The sequence below is a fragment of the Ornithinimicrobium sp. F0845 genome (assembly GCF_023015765.1).
Taxonomy (GTDB): Bacteria; Actinomycetota; Actinomycetes; order Actinomycetales; family Dermatophilaceae; genus Ornithinicoccus.
This window is the reverse complement of the sequence record NZ_JALKAL010000008.1, coordinates 101,002-118,310: the sequence shown is the minus strand read 5'-3', so window position 1 is coordinate 118,310 and position 17,309 is coordinate 101,002. Positions and strand designations below refer to the sequence as shown.

The 17,309-nt window shown below is 72.9% G+C and carries 16 protein-coding genes; 12 read left to right on the top strand and 4 right to left on the bottom strand.

The window, feature by feature from the left end:
- Positions 1-96: 96 nt before the first annotated feature.
- From MWU75_RS13150 to MWU75_RS13105, 10 genes are read left to right on the top strand one after another with little or no spacing between them, the layout of a single operon-like run.
- A complete protein-coding gene (locus MWU75_RS13150; RefSeq protein WP_247091439.1) occupies positions 97-1,194 on the top strand; it encodes a polyprenyl synthetase family protein in 1,098 nt (365 codons plus the stop codon).
- A 2-nt stretch (positions 1,195-1,196) separates the two neighbouring features.
- Positions 1,197-2,063, top strand: a complete 867-nt coding sequence (locus MWU75_RS13145; RefSeq protein WP_247091437.1) for a squalene/phytoene synthase family protein — start codon at positions 1,197-1,199, stop codon at positions 2,061-2,063.
- Positions 2,060-3,691: a phytoene desaturase family protein gene (gene crtI, locus MWU75_RS13140; protein WP_247091434.1), complete on the top strand. Its 1,632-nt coding sequence runs from the start codon at positions 2,060-2,062 to the stop codon at positions 3,689-3,691. Before MWU75_RS13145 ends, crtI begins: the two co-directional genes overlap by 4 nt.
- Positions 3,688-4,026: a lycopene cyclase domain-containing protein gene (locus tag MWU75_RS13135; protein WP_247091433.1), complete on the top strand. Its 339-nt coding sequence runs from the start codon at positions 3,688-3,690 to the stop codon at positions 4,024-4,026. The genes crtI and MWU75_RS13135 overlap by 4 nt, the downstream gene beginning before the upstream one ends.
- Positions 4,026-4,337: a lycopene cyclase domain-containing protein gene (locus MWU75_RS13130; RefSeq protein WP_247091431.1), complete on the top strand. Its 312-nt coding sequence runs from the start codon at positions 4,026-4,028 to the stop codon at positions 4,335-4,337. The genes MWU75_RS13135 and MWU75_RS13130 overlap by 1 nt, the downstream gene beginning before the upstream one ends.
- Complete coding sequence (locus MWU75_RS13125; RefSeq protein ID WP_247091420.1) at positions 4,334-5,233, top strand: prenyltransferase; 900 nt, start codon at positions 4,334-4,336, stop codon at positions 5,231-5,233. The genes MWU75_RS13130 and MWU75_RS13125 overlap by 4 nt, the downstream gene beginning before the upstream one ends.
- Positions 5,223-5,777, top strand: a complete 555-nt coding sequence (locus MWU75_RS13120; RefSeq protein ID WP_247091418.1) for a hypothetical protein — start codon at positions 5,223-5,225, stop codon at positions 5,775-5,777. The genes MWU75_RS13125 and MWU75_RS13120 overlap by 11 nt, the downstream gene beginning before the upstream one ends.
- On the top strand, positions 5,770-6,555 hold the full coding sequence (locus MWU75_RS13115; protein WP_247091416.1) for a glycosyltransferase family 2 protein: 786 nt from the start codon (positions 5,770-5,772) through the stop codon (positions 6,553-6,555). The genes MWU75_RS13120 and MWU75_RS13115 overlap by 8 nt, the downstream gene beginning before the upstream one ends.
- 4 nt (positions 6,556-6,559) lie before the next feature.
- Positions 6,560-7,117: an isopentenyl-diphosphate Delta-isomerase gene (idi, locus tag MWU75_RS13110; RefSeq protein WP_247091414.1), complete on the top strand. Its 558-nt coding sequence runs from the start codon at positions 6,560-6,562 to the stop codon at positions 7,115-7,117.
- A gap of 25 nt (positions 7,118-7,142) precedes the next feature.
- The gene (locus MWU75_RS13105) at positions 7,143-8,516 is read left to right on the top strand and encodes a deoxyribodipyrimidine photo-lyase (protein WP_247091412.1); all 1,374 of its coding nucleotides are present in this window, start codon (positions 7,143-7,145) and stop codon (positions 8,514-8,516) included.
- A 30-nt stretch (positions 8,517-8,546) separates the two neighbouring features.
- Here the strand turns inward: MWU75_RS13105 and MWU75_RS13100 are convergent, their stop codons facing one another.
- Complete coding sequence (locus MWU75_RS13100; RefSeq protein WP_247091410.1) at positions 8,547-9,737, bottom strand: M20 family metallopeptidase; 1,191 nt, start codon at positions 9,735-9,737, stop codon at positions 8,547-8,549.
- A 275-nt stretch (positions 9,738-10,012) separates the two neighbouring features.
- Here MWU75_RS13100 and MWU75_RS20340 point away from each other — a divergent pair, with 275 nt between their 5' ends.
- Positions 10,013-10,639 (top strand): response regulator transcription factor, encoded by a 627-nt coding sequence (locus MWU75_RS20340; protein ID WP_247091408.1) that lies wholly within the window; start codon positions 10,013-10,015, stop codon positions 10,637-10,639.
- Here the strand turns inward: MWU75_RS20340 and MWU75_RS13090 are convergent.
- Entirely contained in the window at positions 10,636-12,114 is a 1,479-nt protein-coding gene (locus tag MWU75_RS13090; RefSeq protein WP_247091405.1) for a dynamin family protein, read from the bottom strand. The genes MWU75_RS20340 and MWU75_RS13090 overlap by 4 nt on opposite strands.
- Before the next feature lie 15 nt (positions 12,115-12,129).
- Entirely contained in the window at positions 12,130-14,373 is a 2,244-nt protein-coding gene (locus MWU75_RS13085; protein ID WP_247091403.1) for a dynamin family protein, read from the bottom strand.
- An 86-nt stretch (positions 14,374-14,459) separates the two neighbouring features.
- Here MWU75_RS13085 and MWU75_RS13080 point away from each other — a divergent pair, with 86 nt between their 5' ends.
- A complete protein-coding gene (locus MWU75_RS13080) occupies positions 14,460-15,518 on the top strand; it encodes a zinc ribbon domain-containing protein (RefSeq protein ID WP_247091401.1) in 1,059 nt (352 codons plus the stop codon).
- Positions 15,519-15,579: 61 nt separating this feature from the next.
- On the opposite strand, the gene MWU75_RS13075 is transcribed toward MWU75_RS13080, so the two are convergent.
- A complete protein-coding gene (locus MWU75_RS13075; protein ID WP_247091399.1) occupies positions 15,580-17,229 on the bottom strand; it encodes a fibronectin type III domain-containing protein in 1,650 nt (549 codons plus the stop codon).
- Positions 17,230-17,309: the final 80 nt, after the last annotated feature.

The window sequence follows — 17,309 nt, the reverse complement described above, 5'->3', positions numbered from 1 at the left end:
AGTTTGTCAAATGTCTGTTCATGGTGCATCCTGGCTTTGACCCAACCGTGGCAGGACCTCGCCCCGAGGTCTCCGGAGAACGACGGGACAGCCGACATGACCACGACCACCGCACCCACAGGGCCGCCAGACACCGGGCTCGGGCTCGAACGATTCCTCATGGACGGCCAGGACCGCGTCGTCGACGAGCACGACCAGGTGCTCTGGCAGGCGTTGCGCGCCCAGACCGAGGGCGGGAAGAGGTTCCGGCCAGCCCTGCTCATCCGTCTCCACGACGCGCTCGGTGGCTACGACCACCGGGCCGCTGCGGCGGTGGCGGACGCGATCGAGCTTCTTCACACCGCTTTCGTCATCCACGACGACGTCATCGACGCGGACGAGGTGCGCCGCGGGCGGCCCAACGTCGGCGGCATCTTCAGCGCCCGCGCCCGTGCCGCGGGTGCAGGGTCGGACCGCGCGCGGCGCTACGGCGAGACGGCAGGGATCCTCGCCGGCGACCTGGCCCTGGCTGGCGCGGTGCGCACCGTCGCCCTCTGCGGGGCCCGGCCCGACGTCGTCGTCCGTCTCCTCGACCTCCTGGAGGAGGTGCTCCACCGCAGCGCCGCCGGCGAGCTGGCCGACGTCCGGGCCAGCCTCACCGCCGACGCCTCGCTGGCCGACACCCTCGACATCGCGGAGTGGAAGACCGCGGCCTACTCCTTCGAGCTGCCCCTGCAGGCGGCAGCGGTGCTGGCGGACGCCCCCGACGAGGTCGTGGCGGCGCTCGGCGCCGTGGGCCGGAGCATGGGGGTGGCCTTCCAGCTCCAGGACGACCTCGACGGCACGTTCGGCAGAGCCAGGCAGACCGGCAAGGACCCGCTCGGTGACCTCCGTGAGGGCAAGGGCACCGCGCTGGTCACCATCGCGCGGTCGACCCGCAGCTGGGCCGAGCTGTCTCGCTACGTCGGCGACTCCGCCCTGACCGCCGAGGGTGCCGAGCGGGCCCGGGAGCTGCTCGTGGCGTGCGGGGCACGCCGCGCGGTGGAGGCCCTGGTGCAGGACCTGCGAGACGCCGCGCTCACGGCGGCGGCCGGGCTCCCGGTGCCGGCACGCGCGGCGCTGCAGGAGATGGTCGCCCTCACGCTCCCCGGAACAGCCGAGCCCAGCACCCCCGGTCGCACGCCGGACGGGGAGACCGTGCGGGGAGCCGCGTGACCATGCTCCTCCACGGTCTCCGCACGCCCGCCGCCCCGACCTCCTACGACGAGGCCGCTCGGGCGAGCGCCGCTGTGATCATCGGTCACTACTCCACCTCCTTCGGGTGGGCGACCCGCCTCCTGCACGAGCCCGTGCGCACCGACGTGCGCTCGATCTACGCGCTGGTGCGCGTGGCCGATGAGCTTGTCGACGACGACCGCCAGCCGTGGGACGCGGCCCGGCGCGCGGCGCTGCTCGACGGCCTCCAGGAGGAGACCCACCGTGCGCTGGTGTCCGGTGGCAGCGCCAACCTGGTCGTCCACGCCTTCACCCTCACCGCCACCGAGCACGGCATCAGCCGTGCGCTCGTGGACCCATTCTTCGACTCGATGCGCGCCGACCTCACCGTGCAGGTGCACGATCGGAGCAGCCTGGACGGCTACCTCTACGGCTCCGCCGAGGTCGTCGGTCTGATGTGTCTGCGTGTCTTCGTCGACGGAGACGACCGGCTCTACAGCGAGCTGGCACCGGGCGCCCGCCACCTCGGCGCCGCCTTCCAGAAGCTCAATTTCCTGCGCGACCTGCACGCCGATCAGAGCCGGCTGGGCCGCACCTACCTGCCAGGGACCGAACCGGCCGCCTTCACCGACCGCGAGCGCGACCTGCTCCTCGACGAGGTCGACGCGGACCTGGCCACCGCGGCCGGCACGATCCCGCGCCTGCCGCGCAGCAGCCGCGGCGCGGTGCGTGCCGCCCACGACCTGTTCGCGGCCCTGTCCTCACGGCTGCGTGTGACGCCCGCCGTGCAGATCGCCCGCGAGCGGGTGCGCGTGCCGGACCTGGTCAAGGCGCAGATCCTGGCACGGAACGCGCTGGGGGCCCGATGAGCAGCACAGGGAACAGTGTGGCGATCGTCGGCGGTGGCATCGCCGGGCTCGCGACCGCGGCCCTCCTCGCCGAGGAGGGGTATGTCGTTGAGCTGTTCGAGCAGCGGCCCGCCGTGGGCGGTCGCGCCGGTTCCCATGCCGCCGGCGGCTTCCGGTTCGACACCGGGCCGTCGTGGTATCTCATGCCTGAGGTCTTCGACCACTTCTTCCAGCTGCTGGGGACCTCGGCGCAGGACCAGCTCGACCTGCACACGCTGGACCCTGCCTACCGCGTCTTCTTCGAGGGAGCACCCGGGCAGGAGCAGCCGCCGCACCTGGACGTCGTGGCCGACGCCGGTGCCAACGCCGCCACCTTCGACCAGGTGGAGCCGGGGGCGGGCAGGCGACTGACGGCATACCTGCGCTCCGCCCGGGAGGTCTACGATCTCGCCCTGCGGCGCTTCCTCTACACCAGCTTCACGGCGCCCACGAACCTCGCCTCCCCGGAGGTCCTGGCCCACCTGCCCCGGATCCTGCCACTCCTGACGCGGTCGCTGGAGACCCTCGTCGCGTCCCGCTTCCGCGACCCCCGGCTGCGGCAGGTCCTCGGCTACCCGGCCGTCTTCCTCGGGTCCTCGCCGGACCGCACACCGAGCCTCTACCACCTGATGAGCGCGCTCGACCTCACCGGCGGCGTGCTCTACCCCCACGGCGGCTTCAGCCGGCTCGTCGAGGCGGTCGCCGACCTCGCCCTCGAGCGGGGGGTGCGGATCCGGACCGGCGCGACGGTCACCGAGGTCACCACCGCCGCAGCCGACCGCACCCTTGTGCGCGGCCGGAGGTGCCGCGCGCGCGTCACCGGCGTGCGGTGGCGCGACGCCGACGGCGGCGAGCACCTGCACCGGGCTGACGTGGTCGTCGGTGCCGGGGACCTGCACCACCTCGAGACGAGACTCCTGCCGGAGCAGCTGCGGACCTACCCCCAGCGCTACTGGGACCGGCGCACCTCCGGTCCCGGGGCGGTGCTCGTGCTGCTCGGCGTGCGCGACCGGCTGCCGCAGCTGCCGCACCACTCGCTCTTCTTCACTCACGACTGGCGGGCCAACTTCGAGGCGATCTCCACCGGCCACGTCCCCGACCCGGCCTCGGTCTACGTCTGCAAACCGTCCGCAACCGACCCCGCCGTCGCGCCGGAGGGTCACGAGAACCTCTTCGTCCTCGTGCCGGTCCCCGCCGACCCGGACCTGGGCCGGGGCGGACGGGACGGCGGCGGCGACGCCGCGGTCGAGGCGATCGCGGACCGCGCGGTCGCCCAGGTCGCCCGATGGGCCGACATCCCCGACCTCGCCGATCGGGTCGTCGTGCGGCAAACCGTAGGTCCCGGCGACTTCTCCGCAGACCTGTCGGCCTGGCGAGGCGGCATGCTCGGCCCGGCCCACACTCTCCGGCAGAGCGCGATGTTCCGAGCTCGCAACACCTCACGCCACGTCGCCGGTCTCTACTACGCGGGTTCGAGCACCATCCCCGGCATCGGGGTGCCGATGTGCCTGATCAGCGCCGAGCTGGTGCTCAAGCACCTGCGCGGTGACACCTCTGCCGGCCCCTCCCCCGTGCCGACTCCGGCCAGACACCGCAGCGGGGTCGCGTGACTGCCCTCGCCTATGCCGCCGCGCTGCTCGCCTCGACCGGGTGCATGGCGCTCCTCGACGCCAGGTTCCAGCTCGTGCTCTGGCGTGACCGGCGCCGCTCACTCGCGGTGCTCGCGGTCGGCATCGGATTCTTCCTGCTCTGGGACATCGTCGCCATCGCGCTCGGCTTCTACCACCGCGGCGACAGCGCGGCGATGACCGGCGTGATGCTCGCTCCCGAGCTGCCGGTCGAGGAGCTGCTCTTCATCACCTTCCTCTGCTACATCACCCTGGTCCTGCACGGTCTGGTGCGGATCGTCATCTCCCGCGCCCCGGCCTCCCGGGAGGCCGGCTGATGAGCTACGCCGGCCTCGCTGTCGTCTTCGTGGCCCTCTCCGCGGCCGTGGCCCTCCTCGCCACGGTGCGCCGCGGACTCGGCGCCCGCTGGTGGCTGACGACGGGCGTCACCATCATCGTCCTCCTCGTGCTCACCGTCGTCTTCGACAGCGTGATGATCCTGGCCGACCTGTTCCGCTTCGATGAGAGCTCGCTGCTCGGGGTGCGTCTGTGGCGCGCGCCCGTCGAGGACCTCGCGTGGCCGCTGGCCGCCGGCCTCCTCCTGCCGTCGCTGCGCGAGCTGCTGACCGCACCACCGGAGGTGCCGTGACGACCGCGACCACGACCGCGCAGTCCGGCTTCGGTCCAGCCGTCCGGCAACTGGTCGGCTCCTCGCGCCCGGTGAGCTGGATCAACACCGCCTACCCCTTCGCCGCCGCCTACCTGCTGGCTGGCGGGGGGGTCACGGTCACGCTCGTGGTCGGCACCCTCTGGCTCCTCATCCCCTACAACCTGCTCATGTATGGCGTCAACGACGTCTTCGACTACGAGTCCGACCTGCGCAACCCGCGCAAGGGCGGGGTCCAGGGCATCGTGCTCTCCCCGCGCTGGCACCGGCTGATCCTGTGGGCCGCCGTACTGACCAACCTGCCATTCGTCCTGGCTCTCGTGGTCCTCGGCGACCTCGCCTCGACCCTGGTGCTGGGCGTCAGCGTCTTCGCGGTCATCGCCTACTCCGCGCCCGGCCTGCGATGGAAGGAGCTACCGGTCCTGGACTCGATCACCTCCAGCACCCACTTTGTCAGCCCGGCCGTCCTGGGCGTGGCGCTGGCCGGCGGGGCCTTCACGCCGCCCGTGCTCCTCGCGCTGACCGCGTTCTTCGTCTGGGGCATGGCCTCCCAGGCGTTCGGCGCGGTGCAGGACATCCTGCCAGACCGCGAGGCCGGCATCGCCTCCATCGCGACCTGGCTGGGGGCGGCCCGCACCGTCCGCGCCGCGTTCGTCGGCTACCTACTCGCGGGTGCGCTCCTGATCCCCACCGGCTGGCCTGCCGCGCTCGCCGGCCTGCTGGCCCTCCCCTACGCCGCCAGCATCGCGCCCTACCTCACCATCTCCGACGGTGACTGCGAACGGGCCAACGGCGGCTGGCGCCGCTTCCTCTGGCTCAACCAGGTGTCCGGCTTCCTCATCACCCAACTCTTCCTGTGGATGGCCCTTGCGTCCTGAACTCCTCGTGCCCGGGCCGCGCTGGTCGCGTGTGGCGACGGACGCCCTCGCGGTGGGCGGCGTCGCCTCGATCGTCGCCGCCTTCTGGTGGGACGCCGTAGCGGTCGCCCTCTTCGCGCTCGTGCTGCTGGGGCTGACCGTCCCGCGTGTGGCCCGGCTGCCGGGGCCGCTGCAGGTCGCGACCGGCGCGACCATCCTGCTCGGGGCGTGGGCAGCGGTCCTCGACTGGTACGTCGCACTGCCGCACCTCGACCTCGTCGTGCATGCGCTCGCCAACGGCCTGCTTGCGGCCGCAGCGGTGCTGGCGATGCCGCGGGTCGGGATGCTCCCCCCGCGGTTGCCTGCCTCCGGACTGGTCGTGCTGACCACCGGCCTGGGAGCGCTGCTCGGCGTGCTCTGGGAGGCCGGCGAGTGGCTGGGCCATACCTGGATCAACGACGCCATCCAGGTCGGTTATGACGACACGGTCGGCGATCTCGTGGCAGGCGTCCTCGGGTCGGCTGCCGCAGGCGTGGCCCTGGCCGTCGGGAGGTCTCGTGACTGAGGTGAGTGTGGTGATCCCGGTCCGAGACGACGCCGAGCACCTCCGGCGCTGTCTCGCTGCGCTGGCCCAGCAGACCGTCCCGCCCCTCGAGGTCGTCGTGGTGGACAACGCCTCCACGGACGACTCGGCCGGAGTGGCCCTTGCCCACGGTGCCCGCGTGGTGACAGAGCTCGCCGTCGGCATCCCGGCAGCGGCCGCGACCGGGTATGACGCCGCGCTCGGTTCGGTCATCGCCCGCCTCGACGCGGACTCGCTCCCGGCGCCCGACTGGGTCGAGCGGATCGTCGACACGTTCGGACGCCGCCCGGGGACGGTCGCCGTCACCGGCACCGGCGTGTTCCGTGACGCTCCGCCGGTGCTGCGGCAGGTGCTCGCCGTCGGCTACCTCGGCGCCTACTACGTGCTCGGCCTGGCGGCGACCGGGCACCACGTGCTGTGGGGCTCCTCGATGGCGGTGCGGAGCGAGGCCTGGCGGCGCGCCTCGGGGAAGGTCCACCGGGAGGACCCCGAACTGCACGACGACATGGACCTCGCACTCGTGCTCGGCCCCGGGGCGCACGTCCACCTCGACCCGTGGTTGCGGGTCGAGGTGTCCGTGCGCTCCCTCGTGGGCGTCCGCCAGCTGCGGCGACGCCTGTTCCGGGCGTTTCGCACGTTGCGGCTCAACTGGGCCGAGGCCCCGCCCTGGGAGCGCTGGGCCGTCACGCTCGGGCGGCCCGCACCCACCCGGACCGGCACGGCATACTCCGACCCCCGCAGCACACCAGAAGAAGGGTGACTCGATGACCACACTGCCCGATGAGGTCGTACTGCTCGACGAGCGCGGCACCCCGACCGGGACCGCGCCACGGGAGTCCGTCCACGGCACGGACACGCCCCTGCACCTGGCGTTCTCCTGCCACCTCTCCGACGAGGCCGGACGCGTCCTGCTCACCCGCCGCGCGCTCACCAAACGCACCTGGCCGGGCGTGTGGACCAACGCGTTCTGCGGACACCCCCGACCGGGTGAGGACATCCTCGACGCGGTCCGCCGGCACGCCCGGCACGAGCTGGGCATCGAGCTCATCGACGTGCAGTCGCTCCTGCCCGACTTCCGCTACCGCGCCACCGACGCCTCCGGCGTGGTCGAGCACGAGGTGTGCCCGGTCTTCGCCGCCCGGACGGTCGACACCCCGCGACCCCACCCCGCGGAGGTCATGGAGCTGCGCTGGGTCAGCCCGGAGGAACTGTCCGCCGCGGCGGGCGCAGCTCCGTGGGCGCTGAGCCCCTGGCTCGTGGAGCAGCTCACCCAGCTCGGCACGCTGCGCGGCGGGGCTCCGGGCTCAGGGGCTGCTCGATGACCCTGGGACGCCTGGGGACGCGGACGTGAGGAGCCTGCTCTGGCTGCGCCGCGACCTGCGACGCGGCGACCACCCCGCCCTCCTTGCGGCCAGCGGTGAGGCCGGGTCCCACGAGGTCGCCGTCGCGTTCGTCATCGACCCCGCGCTGTGGGGGCCGGCCGGACCGGTGCGCCGCGCCTGGCTCGCGGCATCGGTCCGGGCCGCTCGGGAGGAGTATGACGGCCGGCTGACCGTGCGCGTAGGTGACCCGCGGGAGGTGGTCCCGGCCCTGGTCCGGGAGACGGGGGCCGCGTCGGTCCACGTGACCCGGGAGACTACCCCGGCCGGGGCCCGGCGCGACCGGTCGGTTGCGCGGGCGGTGAGCACCGCCGGGGCGGCCTGGGTCGAGACGGGCACGCCCTACGCCGTCGGGCCGGGTGTGGTCCGGTCCGGGTCCGGTGAGCCCTACCGGGTGTTCACACCGTTCGCGCGGGCGTGGCGCACGCACGGGTGGCCGGGCCCGGCGCCATACCCCCGGCGTCTGCTGCTCGCCGAACTCGACAGCGACCCCGGCGCCGAGCGGCTGCTGGACGACGCGCTGACCGTCGACGACCTCCCAGCGCTGCCCGAGGCCGGTGAGCGCGCCGCGCTGGAGCGCTGGCGGGCCTTTCGCGAGGACGGCCTGACCGGGTATGCCGCGGGGCGTGACCGGCCCGACCGCGACGCCACGAGCCGGATCTCCGCCGACCTCAAGGTCGGCGCCCTCCACCCGCGGACGCTGCTGGCCGACCTCGCGGATGAGAGCGCGCCGGGGGTCGAGCGCTTCGTGACCGAGCTGGCCTGGCGCGAGTTCTATGCGGACGTGCTCCACCACCACCCGCGCAGCGCCTGGTCCGACCTGCGGGCCGGTCTGTCGGCCCTGGCCTACGACACACCGGAGGACGCGGTGGAGGCCTGGCGCCGCGGCCGCACCGGCTACCCGTTCGTCGACGCCGGCATGCGCCAGCTCGAGGCGACGGGGTGGATGCACAACCGGTTGCGGATGGTGACGGCCAGCTTCCTCACCAAGGACCTGCACGTCTGGTGGCCCGTCGGTGCCCGGTGGTTCCTCCAGCGGCTGATCGACGGGGACGTGGCCTCCAACAACCACGGCTGGCAGTGGGTCGCGGGGACCGGGACCGACGCCGCGCCCTACGTGCGGGTCTTCAACCCGGTGACCCAGGGCGAGCGCTTCGATCCCGACGGCACCTACGTGCGCCGATGGGTGCCCGAGCTCGGCCACCTTCCCGGAGGGAGCGTGCACCGCCCCTGGGACCACCCGAAGGGATACACCCACGGCTACCCGCGACGCATCGTCGACCATGCGGAGGAGCGGCGCGAGGCCCTGCGCCGCTACCACGCCGCTCGGCAGCTGCGCTGACCCGGATGTGGCGCTCCGGCGGCTCTCCGCTCAGCCGGCCTGCCGCTCCAGGCGCCGCTGCGCCAGCAGCGCGAGCGCGGCCGCCTGGTCAGCGAGCACGGCATCGTCGAAGAGCACCGTCGAGGAGTGGTTCATCGCCGCGGTCTCGAGGTCGACGCCGGGCGGACTGCAGTGCAGGAACAGGAATGCGCCGGGCACCTCGTCGAGCACGAAGGAGAAGTCCTCGGACCCCATGAGCGGGTCGGCCGCCCGCTCGACCCGCTCGTCGCCGAACGCCTCGCGGAGCTGCTCCCCGGCCCACAGTGCCTCGTCGTCGTCGTTGACCGTGACGGGGTACTGCACCACGAAGTCCACGGTTGCGGTGCATCCATGGGCACCGGCGACACCCTCGGCCAACAGGTTCAGTTCCTCCTGGACCCTCGTCAGGCTCTCGTGGGACAGCGTGCGGACCGTCGCGCCGAGCGAGGCCGTCTCCGGGATGACGTTGACGGCCTCGCCGGCAGACAGCTGGGTGACCGTCAGGACCACCGGGTCGAAGACGCTGAAGCGGCGGGTGACCATGGTCTGCAGGCTTGCGCCGATCGCCAGCAGCGCCGCGACCGGGTCGACCGCCGTGTGCGGCTGTGAGCCGTGCCCGCCCCTGCCGGTGACCGTGATGGTGAGCCGGTTGGAGCCGGCCAGCACCGGCCCGGGGCGGTACTCGAACAGCCCGGGCTGGCCAGGGAAGACGTGGAGGGCGTAGGCCGCGATCGGCTTCTCGCCACTGGCCGCCAGCAACCCCTCCTCCAGCATGATCTTCGCCCCGCCGAACCCTTCCTCCCCCGGCTGGAACATGAAGACGACGCTGCCACACAGCTCCTCACGCCGGGCGCACAGCAGCCGCGCCGCCCCGACCAGCCCCGCGGTGTGCAGGTCGTGACCGCAGGCGTGCATGGTGCCGGTGGTGGCGGCATACTCCAGCCCGGTCGCCTCGGTCACCGGCAGCCCGTCCATATCGCCCCGCAGCAGCACGGTCGGGCCCGGCCGCCCACCACGCAGGACCGCTACGACGGAGGAGGTGGAAGTGCCGGTCGTGACCTCCAGTGGCAGGCCCTCCAGCGCCCGGAGCACGATCTCCTGGGTCCGGGGCAACTCCAGGCCGACCTCGGGGATCTGGTGCAGCTCGCGCCGCAGGGCCACGAGCTCCTCCTGGATCGCGCGCGCGTCCTCACTCATCGTCATGCCTGAGCCTATCCTTCCACTATGCCCTGTAGTAGTGCGGCGCCCTGTAGTAGTGCGACTTGCTCACGGGAGCGACCGTCAGCGGCCTGACGGTCGCGCAGGGCTTCCCGTAGGCGCAGGCACGCCTGCCCCCTGGGACGCCCGTCCGGCTCTCGGGGCGAAGGGACGGAGGGCGTAGCGTCATCCTGGAGGTGTACTGCGCTGTTGAGCGGTTGTTGAGCGGTGCCCGCCACGATGTCCCCTCAGCTATCCGAGGAAAGACACGAGGGGTTGTCGTGAGTGCACCAGTTACCACCTACGTCCATGGCGCGGACCCGATCTCCCAGGCCGGCGTCGTCAGTCAACTGCGAGGCCGACCCGAGGTCCGGCTCGTCGAGGAGTCCCGCCTGGACCAGGCCACGGTCGCCATCGTCGTCACCGAGCACATCGACGAGTCCGCGACCCGCATCCTGCACGGCCTGCGCCGCGGAGACCAGCCCCACCTGATCGTGGTGGCCACTTCCATCGACGACGCCGGCCTGGTCACCGCCGCCGAGTCCGGCGTCGCTGGGCTGCTGCGACGCGGCGACGCGACGCCGGAGAACCTGGTCCGTGTCGTCACCCGGGTCAACTCGGGCGAGGGAGAGGTCCCGGGCGACATGCTCGGCCGGCTGATGACCCAGCTCGGCCGGTTGCAGCGCCAGGTGCTCACGCCGCGCGGGCTGACGTTCACCGGACTCACCCCGCGGGAGGCGCAGGTGCTGCGACTCGTCGCCGACGGGCACGACACGGCCGAGATCGCGCGCGAGCTGTGCTACAGCGAGCGCACCGTCAAGAACGTCCTCCACGACCTGACCACGCGGCTCCAGCTGCGCAACCGCTCCCACGCGGTGGCGTACGCGCTGCGCGAGGGTCTGATCTAGGACCTCGGGGCAAGATCGCCGTCCAGCATCGCCTCGAGGCTGCGCACGGCGCTCTGGCACAGGACATGGACCTGTCGACTGGTGAGCGGGTGCCGCGCCACGCGGTGCCACGAGTCGAGTTGCGCCACCGCCTCCTGGCGCAGCTCATCGGAGGGGGCATCGGGGACGCCCAGCCGGGCGGCCGCACCCGTCCCGACACCGCCGAAGAGCCGCTCGAGCGTGGCGGCCCGGTCGGGTGGCAGCTCCAGCGCCCCGGTCCGCAGCTCCCCGAGCAGGTGCAGCTCCTCCAGCTCATGGGAGCTGGACACCAACCGCTCAACCTCCCCCAGCAGGTCCGCGGCTTCCGGCCAGTCCGCCCGGTGCAGCACCGACCGGAGCCCGGCGAGGACCGACTGGGCCCTGAGCAGCCGGCTGCGCTCGGTGAACTGGACCGTCAGCAGGCTCCTCAGCTCCTGGAGACCGGACCGGCTCCGCAGCGCCTCGGCCAGCCCGGACGCGTCGGTCACCGCACCGCTCGAGATCAGCTGCACCGCGACCCGCACCCCGAAGAGCCCGAACCTGTGCAGCAGGTGCTGACGCTCGGCCGGGCCCGGGTCGTGGGGGGCCTCGTTGCGGCCGAACCGGTCGGCGGTGAGCAGCAGGCGAGCCACCTCCTCCTGCGGCGCACGGGCGATCGCCGCCAGGTGGGCGAACTCGGACTCCCGCAGGGTCGCCGCGGCGTGCCCCAGCAGCCCGTTCACCGGGACCACCGTGGGGCAAAGGCGACGCACCCGCGGGTCCTGGGCATACCGCTCGGCGACCCGGGCAGCGACCGTCATCGAGTCCAACCGGCAGGACCCGATCTCATCGGCTCGCGACAGCACGCCGACCGTGTTCACCGGAGTCCCCTCGGTGACCTGCCGGTCGCGGAAGGCCTCCATGAAGTTCATGTCGCTGGCGTGGGCGTGGCGCAGCAGATAGAGGACGGCGTCGGCGACCGCGACCTGCCCCACGTCTCCGGTGAGGGCCTGGTGGGTGCGCGCAGACACCTCGGTGGAGATCGAGGCGATGCCCGGGGTGTCGACCAGCGTCAGACCCTGCAGCCGACGGGTGGGCCACCGGACCTCCAGGTGGTCGATCTGTTCGGGAGACCGCCCGCCGAGGTCGATGTTGAGCGCGCCGTCGTCCCGCTGGAACGGGCGGTCGACCGGCGGACCGTCGAGCGGGTGCAGCAGCACCCTCGGGGCCGCGCCGTAGCTGTACCACGTCACCACCCGGGTGCACTCCCCCGCGTCGGTCGGCGCCAGGTTCTCCCCCACGAGGGCGTTGAGCAGCGTGGACTTGCCCGCCTTGACCCGTCCGGCGATGGCCAGCCGGAGCGGCCCGTCGAGCCGTGCACGCAGCGCACGCAGCTCCTGGGCCGCCTCGGCCGTCGGGGCGCGGTCCGCGGCACGGTCGACCGCCGTGCCCACCCGACCCACCAGACTCTCCGACATGACCCCAGCCTCCTCTCAGCCCGTGCCGCGGGGACGGCTCGTCAGCTGCGCCAACCGGTCCGTGTGCGCGTCCAGCTCGCGGGACCGGGCCGCCCGCGCCTCCGGGGTGAGGGCGCTGGCCTGCTGGGCGGCACGGTGCGCAGCCGCCACCGACGCCTCGAGCACCTCGGCCCGCGCCTGGAAGTCGTCGCGCAGCTGACGCTGTGTCTCGCGGAGGCTGTCGCGACTCTCCTTGCCCAGGACGAAGGAGACCTCCTCGACATACTTGCGGGCGGCGGCCTTGGCCTGCAGCCGCCGGCCCGACCGCACCCGCTCGGTCTCCTCGCGCAGCGCCCGCCTCCCCAGGCCCGCGCCCACGGCGGCCGCCGCCACACCGACGAGCGGCATGGCGAGCCCGAACAGGCCCGCCACACCCATGATCAGCATCGGGCCGAAGGTCGTCGTGCGGGTGACCATCATGATGGACTGCAGCCGGCCGGGCCGGAGCGCGATCGCGGCGGCATCCGGCATCGCAGCGGTCTCGGACACATCGCTCAGACCCCGGAGCCGGAGCGCGAACGCACCGCCGGTGAGCTCGAAGTCGACCGCCAGGTCCGTCGCCAGATCGGTCGCACGGGACTGCAGGAGCTCGCGGTTCTGCAGGACGGCGGTGGCCACCTGCCGGCGCAGCCACACCTCGATGTCCGACCACGTCTCCGCCGGGTCGCCGGCGTCGATGATGCCCTCGACCTCCCGCAGCACCGACCGCAGTCGCTGCTGCAGGTCGTGGTCCACGTCGGCGATGAGGTCCTGCACGCCGTCCGCGAGCGCCACCTTCCAGCCGGCCGAGGCAGCAGCCAGGCCGGCCGCGCGCTGCCGGGTTCGGTCCAGGTCCTCGATGACGTCCGCGGACCGGACCGGCTCGGCGAGCACCGCCCGCTCGGCCTGGGTCGCCGCGGCGAGGTGCTCGGCCACGAAGTCCACCTCGGCGGCCGCCTGCTCCGCAGCGCGCCCCGCCTGGGTGGACACCACGGAGGCGAGGAAGGTCACGAGCGGGGCAAAGCCCGCCTCCTCGTTCAACGAGGGGTCCGTCGTCGCCCGCAGCCGCAGGAACGAGGACACCGGCAGCACAGGGACCTCGATCCCGGCGGCCCGCAGGTGGCTCTGGTTCAGCTCGACCATGCGGCGCCACTCGGGATAGAGGTCGGTCTTGCTGATCACCACGGCCGTGTTCGGGCAGCGGCTCGTGGCGGAGCGGAGGAAGTCCAGCTCCGGCGCCGTGAGCTCCTGCGAGGCGTCCGTGACGAACAGTGCGCCGTCCGCGGTCTGCAGGGCACCGAGCGCCAGCTGACCGTAGGCCGAGTCCAGTCCACCCACCCCCGGAGTGTCGATCAGCCGCAGACCCGCCCGCAGCATCCGGTGCGGCAGGTGCACCTCGACATACCGCTGACCACCGTCGCCCGAGCTCGTGGCCACCAGCTCACGGATGTCGTTGAGCGAGGCCTGGACCGGTCGCACCGGGCCGTCACCGACCGGCTCCAAGTATGCCGTGACGCTCACCTTCTCCCCGTGGCCGACCACGGTCGGCACGGCCGTCACGATGTCGGCGTCCACCGGGCAGACCGCGGTCTGCAGCAGGGCGTTGACCAGGGTCGACTTGCCCTGCTTGAACTCGCCCACGACCGCCACCGTGGCGGTGCCGTGCCGGAGCCGCCCCCGGGCCTGCTCCAGGTGCTCCACAAGGTCCGGACGGCCCTGCTCCCGGGCCAGCCGGGCGCCCTGGTCGATGGTCTCCAGGACCCTGGTGACGGGTGGGAGCGACCCGGACCCAGCTGTCTGGGACTCCGTCGACTCCGGTTCGGGCCGGGGCTCGGAGTGCTCCTGGACCGGCTCTACGTCCGGCTCGGAGACCTCCCGGACGGGCTCTACGTCTGGCTCGGAGACCTCTCGGACCGGCTCTACCTCACGCTCAGGCTCAGGCTCCGGGAGTGGCACCTCCGAAACCGGGTCCTCCTCCGGCTCGAGCTCTTCCTCCGGCGGCCCAGCCTCATCCTCCGGCTCGGGCTCCGGGTCGGGCTCGGGCTCGGGCTCTGGGACCGACTCACCCTCCGGCTCGGGCTCCGGGTCGGACTCGGGCTCTGGGACCGACTCATCCTCCGGCTCGGGCTCCGGGGCGGGGGGCTGCGGCGGCGTGTCCTCCCACTCCAGGAAGTGGTTGCACCGGGCACAGAAGACCGCGCCCTCCTCGTTGCGGAGGCCGCAACTGGTGCACACGGCCACGGTGTCCCCTTCGTAGCGCCTGGTTCCTGCCTACTATCGAGCATTTGTCCCGTCCCGTCGACCCTCGTCCCACGGAGGTGACTGTCGTGAATGACGTCTGCACCGGTTGCGGGGAGCCAAACCCGCCGGGCACCCAGTTCTGCCTGTTCTGCGGCATCTATCTGGGCTGGGACGAGCGTGACGGGGACGCCGCACCGGCCGCGAGGGCCGAGACAGCACCGGACGGGGGGCCGGAGGGCGCGCCACTGGCCGACACCACCGCCCCGATCCCGCAGCGCGACGTCACGATGCCGCTCGCCGTGACACGAGCGCCGGAGACCGCGGCAACACCCCCCGCTCCCGTGGCGACCGCACCGGCTGTCACCTCCGGCCGTGCCTGCCCGAACTGCGGTCACGAGAACGGGCCGGACCGGCGGTTCTGCGGACACTGCGGCCAGGTCCTGGCCACGGGAGCTCCGGCCCGCGGCCCCGAGCCGAGGCGACGCGGCTGGTGGAGTCGGCTCCTGCGGTCGGACACGCGGCTTGCCCGCCGCGCCTACCGGCGCAGCCTGCCCCCTCTCTACCGGTGGCGTCGTGTCGGCGTGACTGCGCTCATCGCAGCGGTGGTGCTCGGCGGGTTCGCCGTCGTGGGCAGCGACCCCGTCGGATGGACCATGGACCGGTGGTATGACGTGACCAACCGGCTCGACCCGGTCCGCGACGTGGGTGCCCAGGCGCTGCCGGAGGACTCGGTGATCGGGGACAACGACCCCAACGGGCTCCTCGACGCCGACCCGACCACCGCGTGGGTCACCGGCTGGACCCCACCGGAAGGGCGGCCGTCCTGCGGGGACGGCCGCGGGGGCAGAGTCGTCCTGACCTTCCCGGAGACCCGGGTGCGGGAACTGCACGTGATCACCGGCGTCACCGACCCGTCCGACCGGCCGCTCCAGCACATCCCCACCCAGCTGCACGTGCAGCTGCCGGACGGGACCTGCCGGACGGTGGATCTGACCCGCGCTCCCGAGCTGCAGGAGGTGCCCTTCGACACGGAGAGGGCAGTGGGCCGTCTCACGATCAGTATTGGGGAGACCTACACGGGAGACGACGAGCGGATCCAGGACGTCGCCGGGCTGTCGCAGCTCACGCTGCTGGCGCGGCCGTGAGCGGCTGACGGTTCGTCGTCGGCGACCGTGCGGCCGTTGGATCGCAGAGGGAGCCGTGCGGCTAACCGGTCTCCACCGGGACAGGACTCACCGGCTGGACCGGCGGGTTGCAGAAACCCACCAGCTCGGGCAGTGCCGCCTGCACGTCCTGGCATGCCTGGGATGCCTCCTCGAAGGTGGTCTTCCCGTCGAGCAGGACCAGCCATCCCTGCTCGGCGAGCCCCAGGTCCGGGAACTCCTCGGTGTTGACGGCCAGCGCCTCCACCCCCTCCGCCTCGAGATCCTCGACGAGCTGGGTGGCCCCGGTCTCCCCGGCGGTGCCCAGCGCCGGGAACACGCCCACCACCGCGGCCCACTCACCCGGCTCGAAGGGCGGCTCGTCGGTGGGCGGCGCCGGTGGCACAGCGGTGGCGGTGGCGCCGGTCTCCGCCGGGCCGTCGGTGGTCGGGGCCCCGGTGGTCTCCGCCGCTCCGGTGTCCGTGGGTTGCCCCTCGGTCGTGGGTGCCGCCTCGGTCGTCTCCTCGGGCGGCCCGGTGGTCGTGGGTTCATCGGTGGGAGCAGCTACCGGGGTGTGCGCGCACACGGGGGCCGACTGCGGGGACTGGACCTCACCGCGGACCGCCGCCATCGTGAAGCAGTGCTCCTGGTCCGGTGCCAGCCCCTCGACCGGCGTTGCCCCCAGCTCCGGCGCCAGCGGCATCTCGGTGGTCACCGCCCCCTGCGCGTCCAGCTGGAACAGCTTGTAGCCCTCGACCTGGTCCAGCGGGATCCAGCTGACCCGCACCGACTCCGGCCCGGTCGCCTCCACGGACACCTCCGGGGTGTCGGGAACCCCCAACTCCTGGAAGTTCTGCGCGCCGTCGCCGCGGGTCATGAGCCCGTATGCCGTGAGGCCGGCCACCCCGACGAGCACCAGTCCGGCGCCGAGCACCACGCCCTTGGTCAGGATCGGCTTCTGGTTGAAGGCCCCGTCGACGGTCGCCGTGTGAGGTTCGACGAGCGGCATGCCGGGCACGGGGGGCGCCTGCGGGGTCGGCGCGCCGTCCGCGGGCTCCGCCCGCACCGTGAACGGCAGCCTGGCCGCGGTGCCGCGCAACGTGGGTTTGCGCGTGCGGGCCTTCAGCCGCACCTGCGCGGACGCCCCGACCGGCAGCTCGACGGTGTCGGGTTGCACGAGGAACCCCAGTGCCCGGTCCGGGTCCTCCGCGACCACGCGCAACCTTGCCGGTGTGTTGCCCCAGTTGGACAGCTCCACCAGGTGCTTGCCGCGCCACCGCCCGGTGGAGGTCACCGGCACGAGCTTGGCCTGCAGGGCGGTGACCTTCCCGATGTCCAGATCGCCCTCGATCACCGTGCTGGTGTCAGGGTCGACGACGGAGCTGACCCGGATGGCGAACGCGCACCGGCCACCGGGCACCCGGGTGCCCACGGGCGGGGAGAAGACCACCACGACGACACCCTGCTGACCGGGATAGACGGTCAGGTCCGGCTCGCCGCCCTCCCCGGTCCGACCGCCCTCGGCGGGCAGCACCTCGGACCATGACGCGGGGCCGACCACGTCCCGACCGGTGCCGGTGACATCGTCCAGCACCTCCACCCGGTAGCCCTCGACGATGGTGCCCTCGTTGACGACGGTGACCACGACCCGGGTCTGGCCCCCCGGCTCGACGGCGGCCGCGACCGGCTCGAGCTCGACCACCGGATCGGCCACGGGCAACGCCTCCTCACGGGCCACACGCGGAACGAGCCACACGCGGAACGGGTCAACAGCGGAACGGGCCTGTGCCGCCC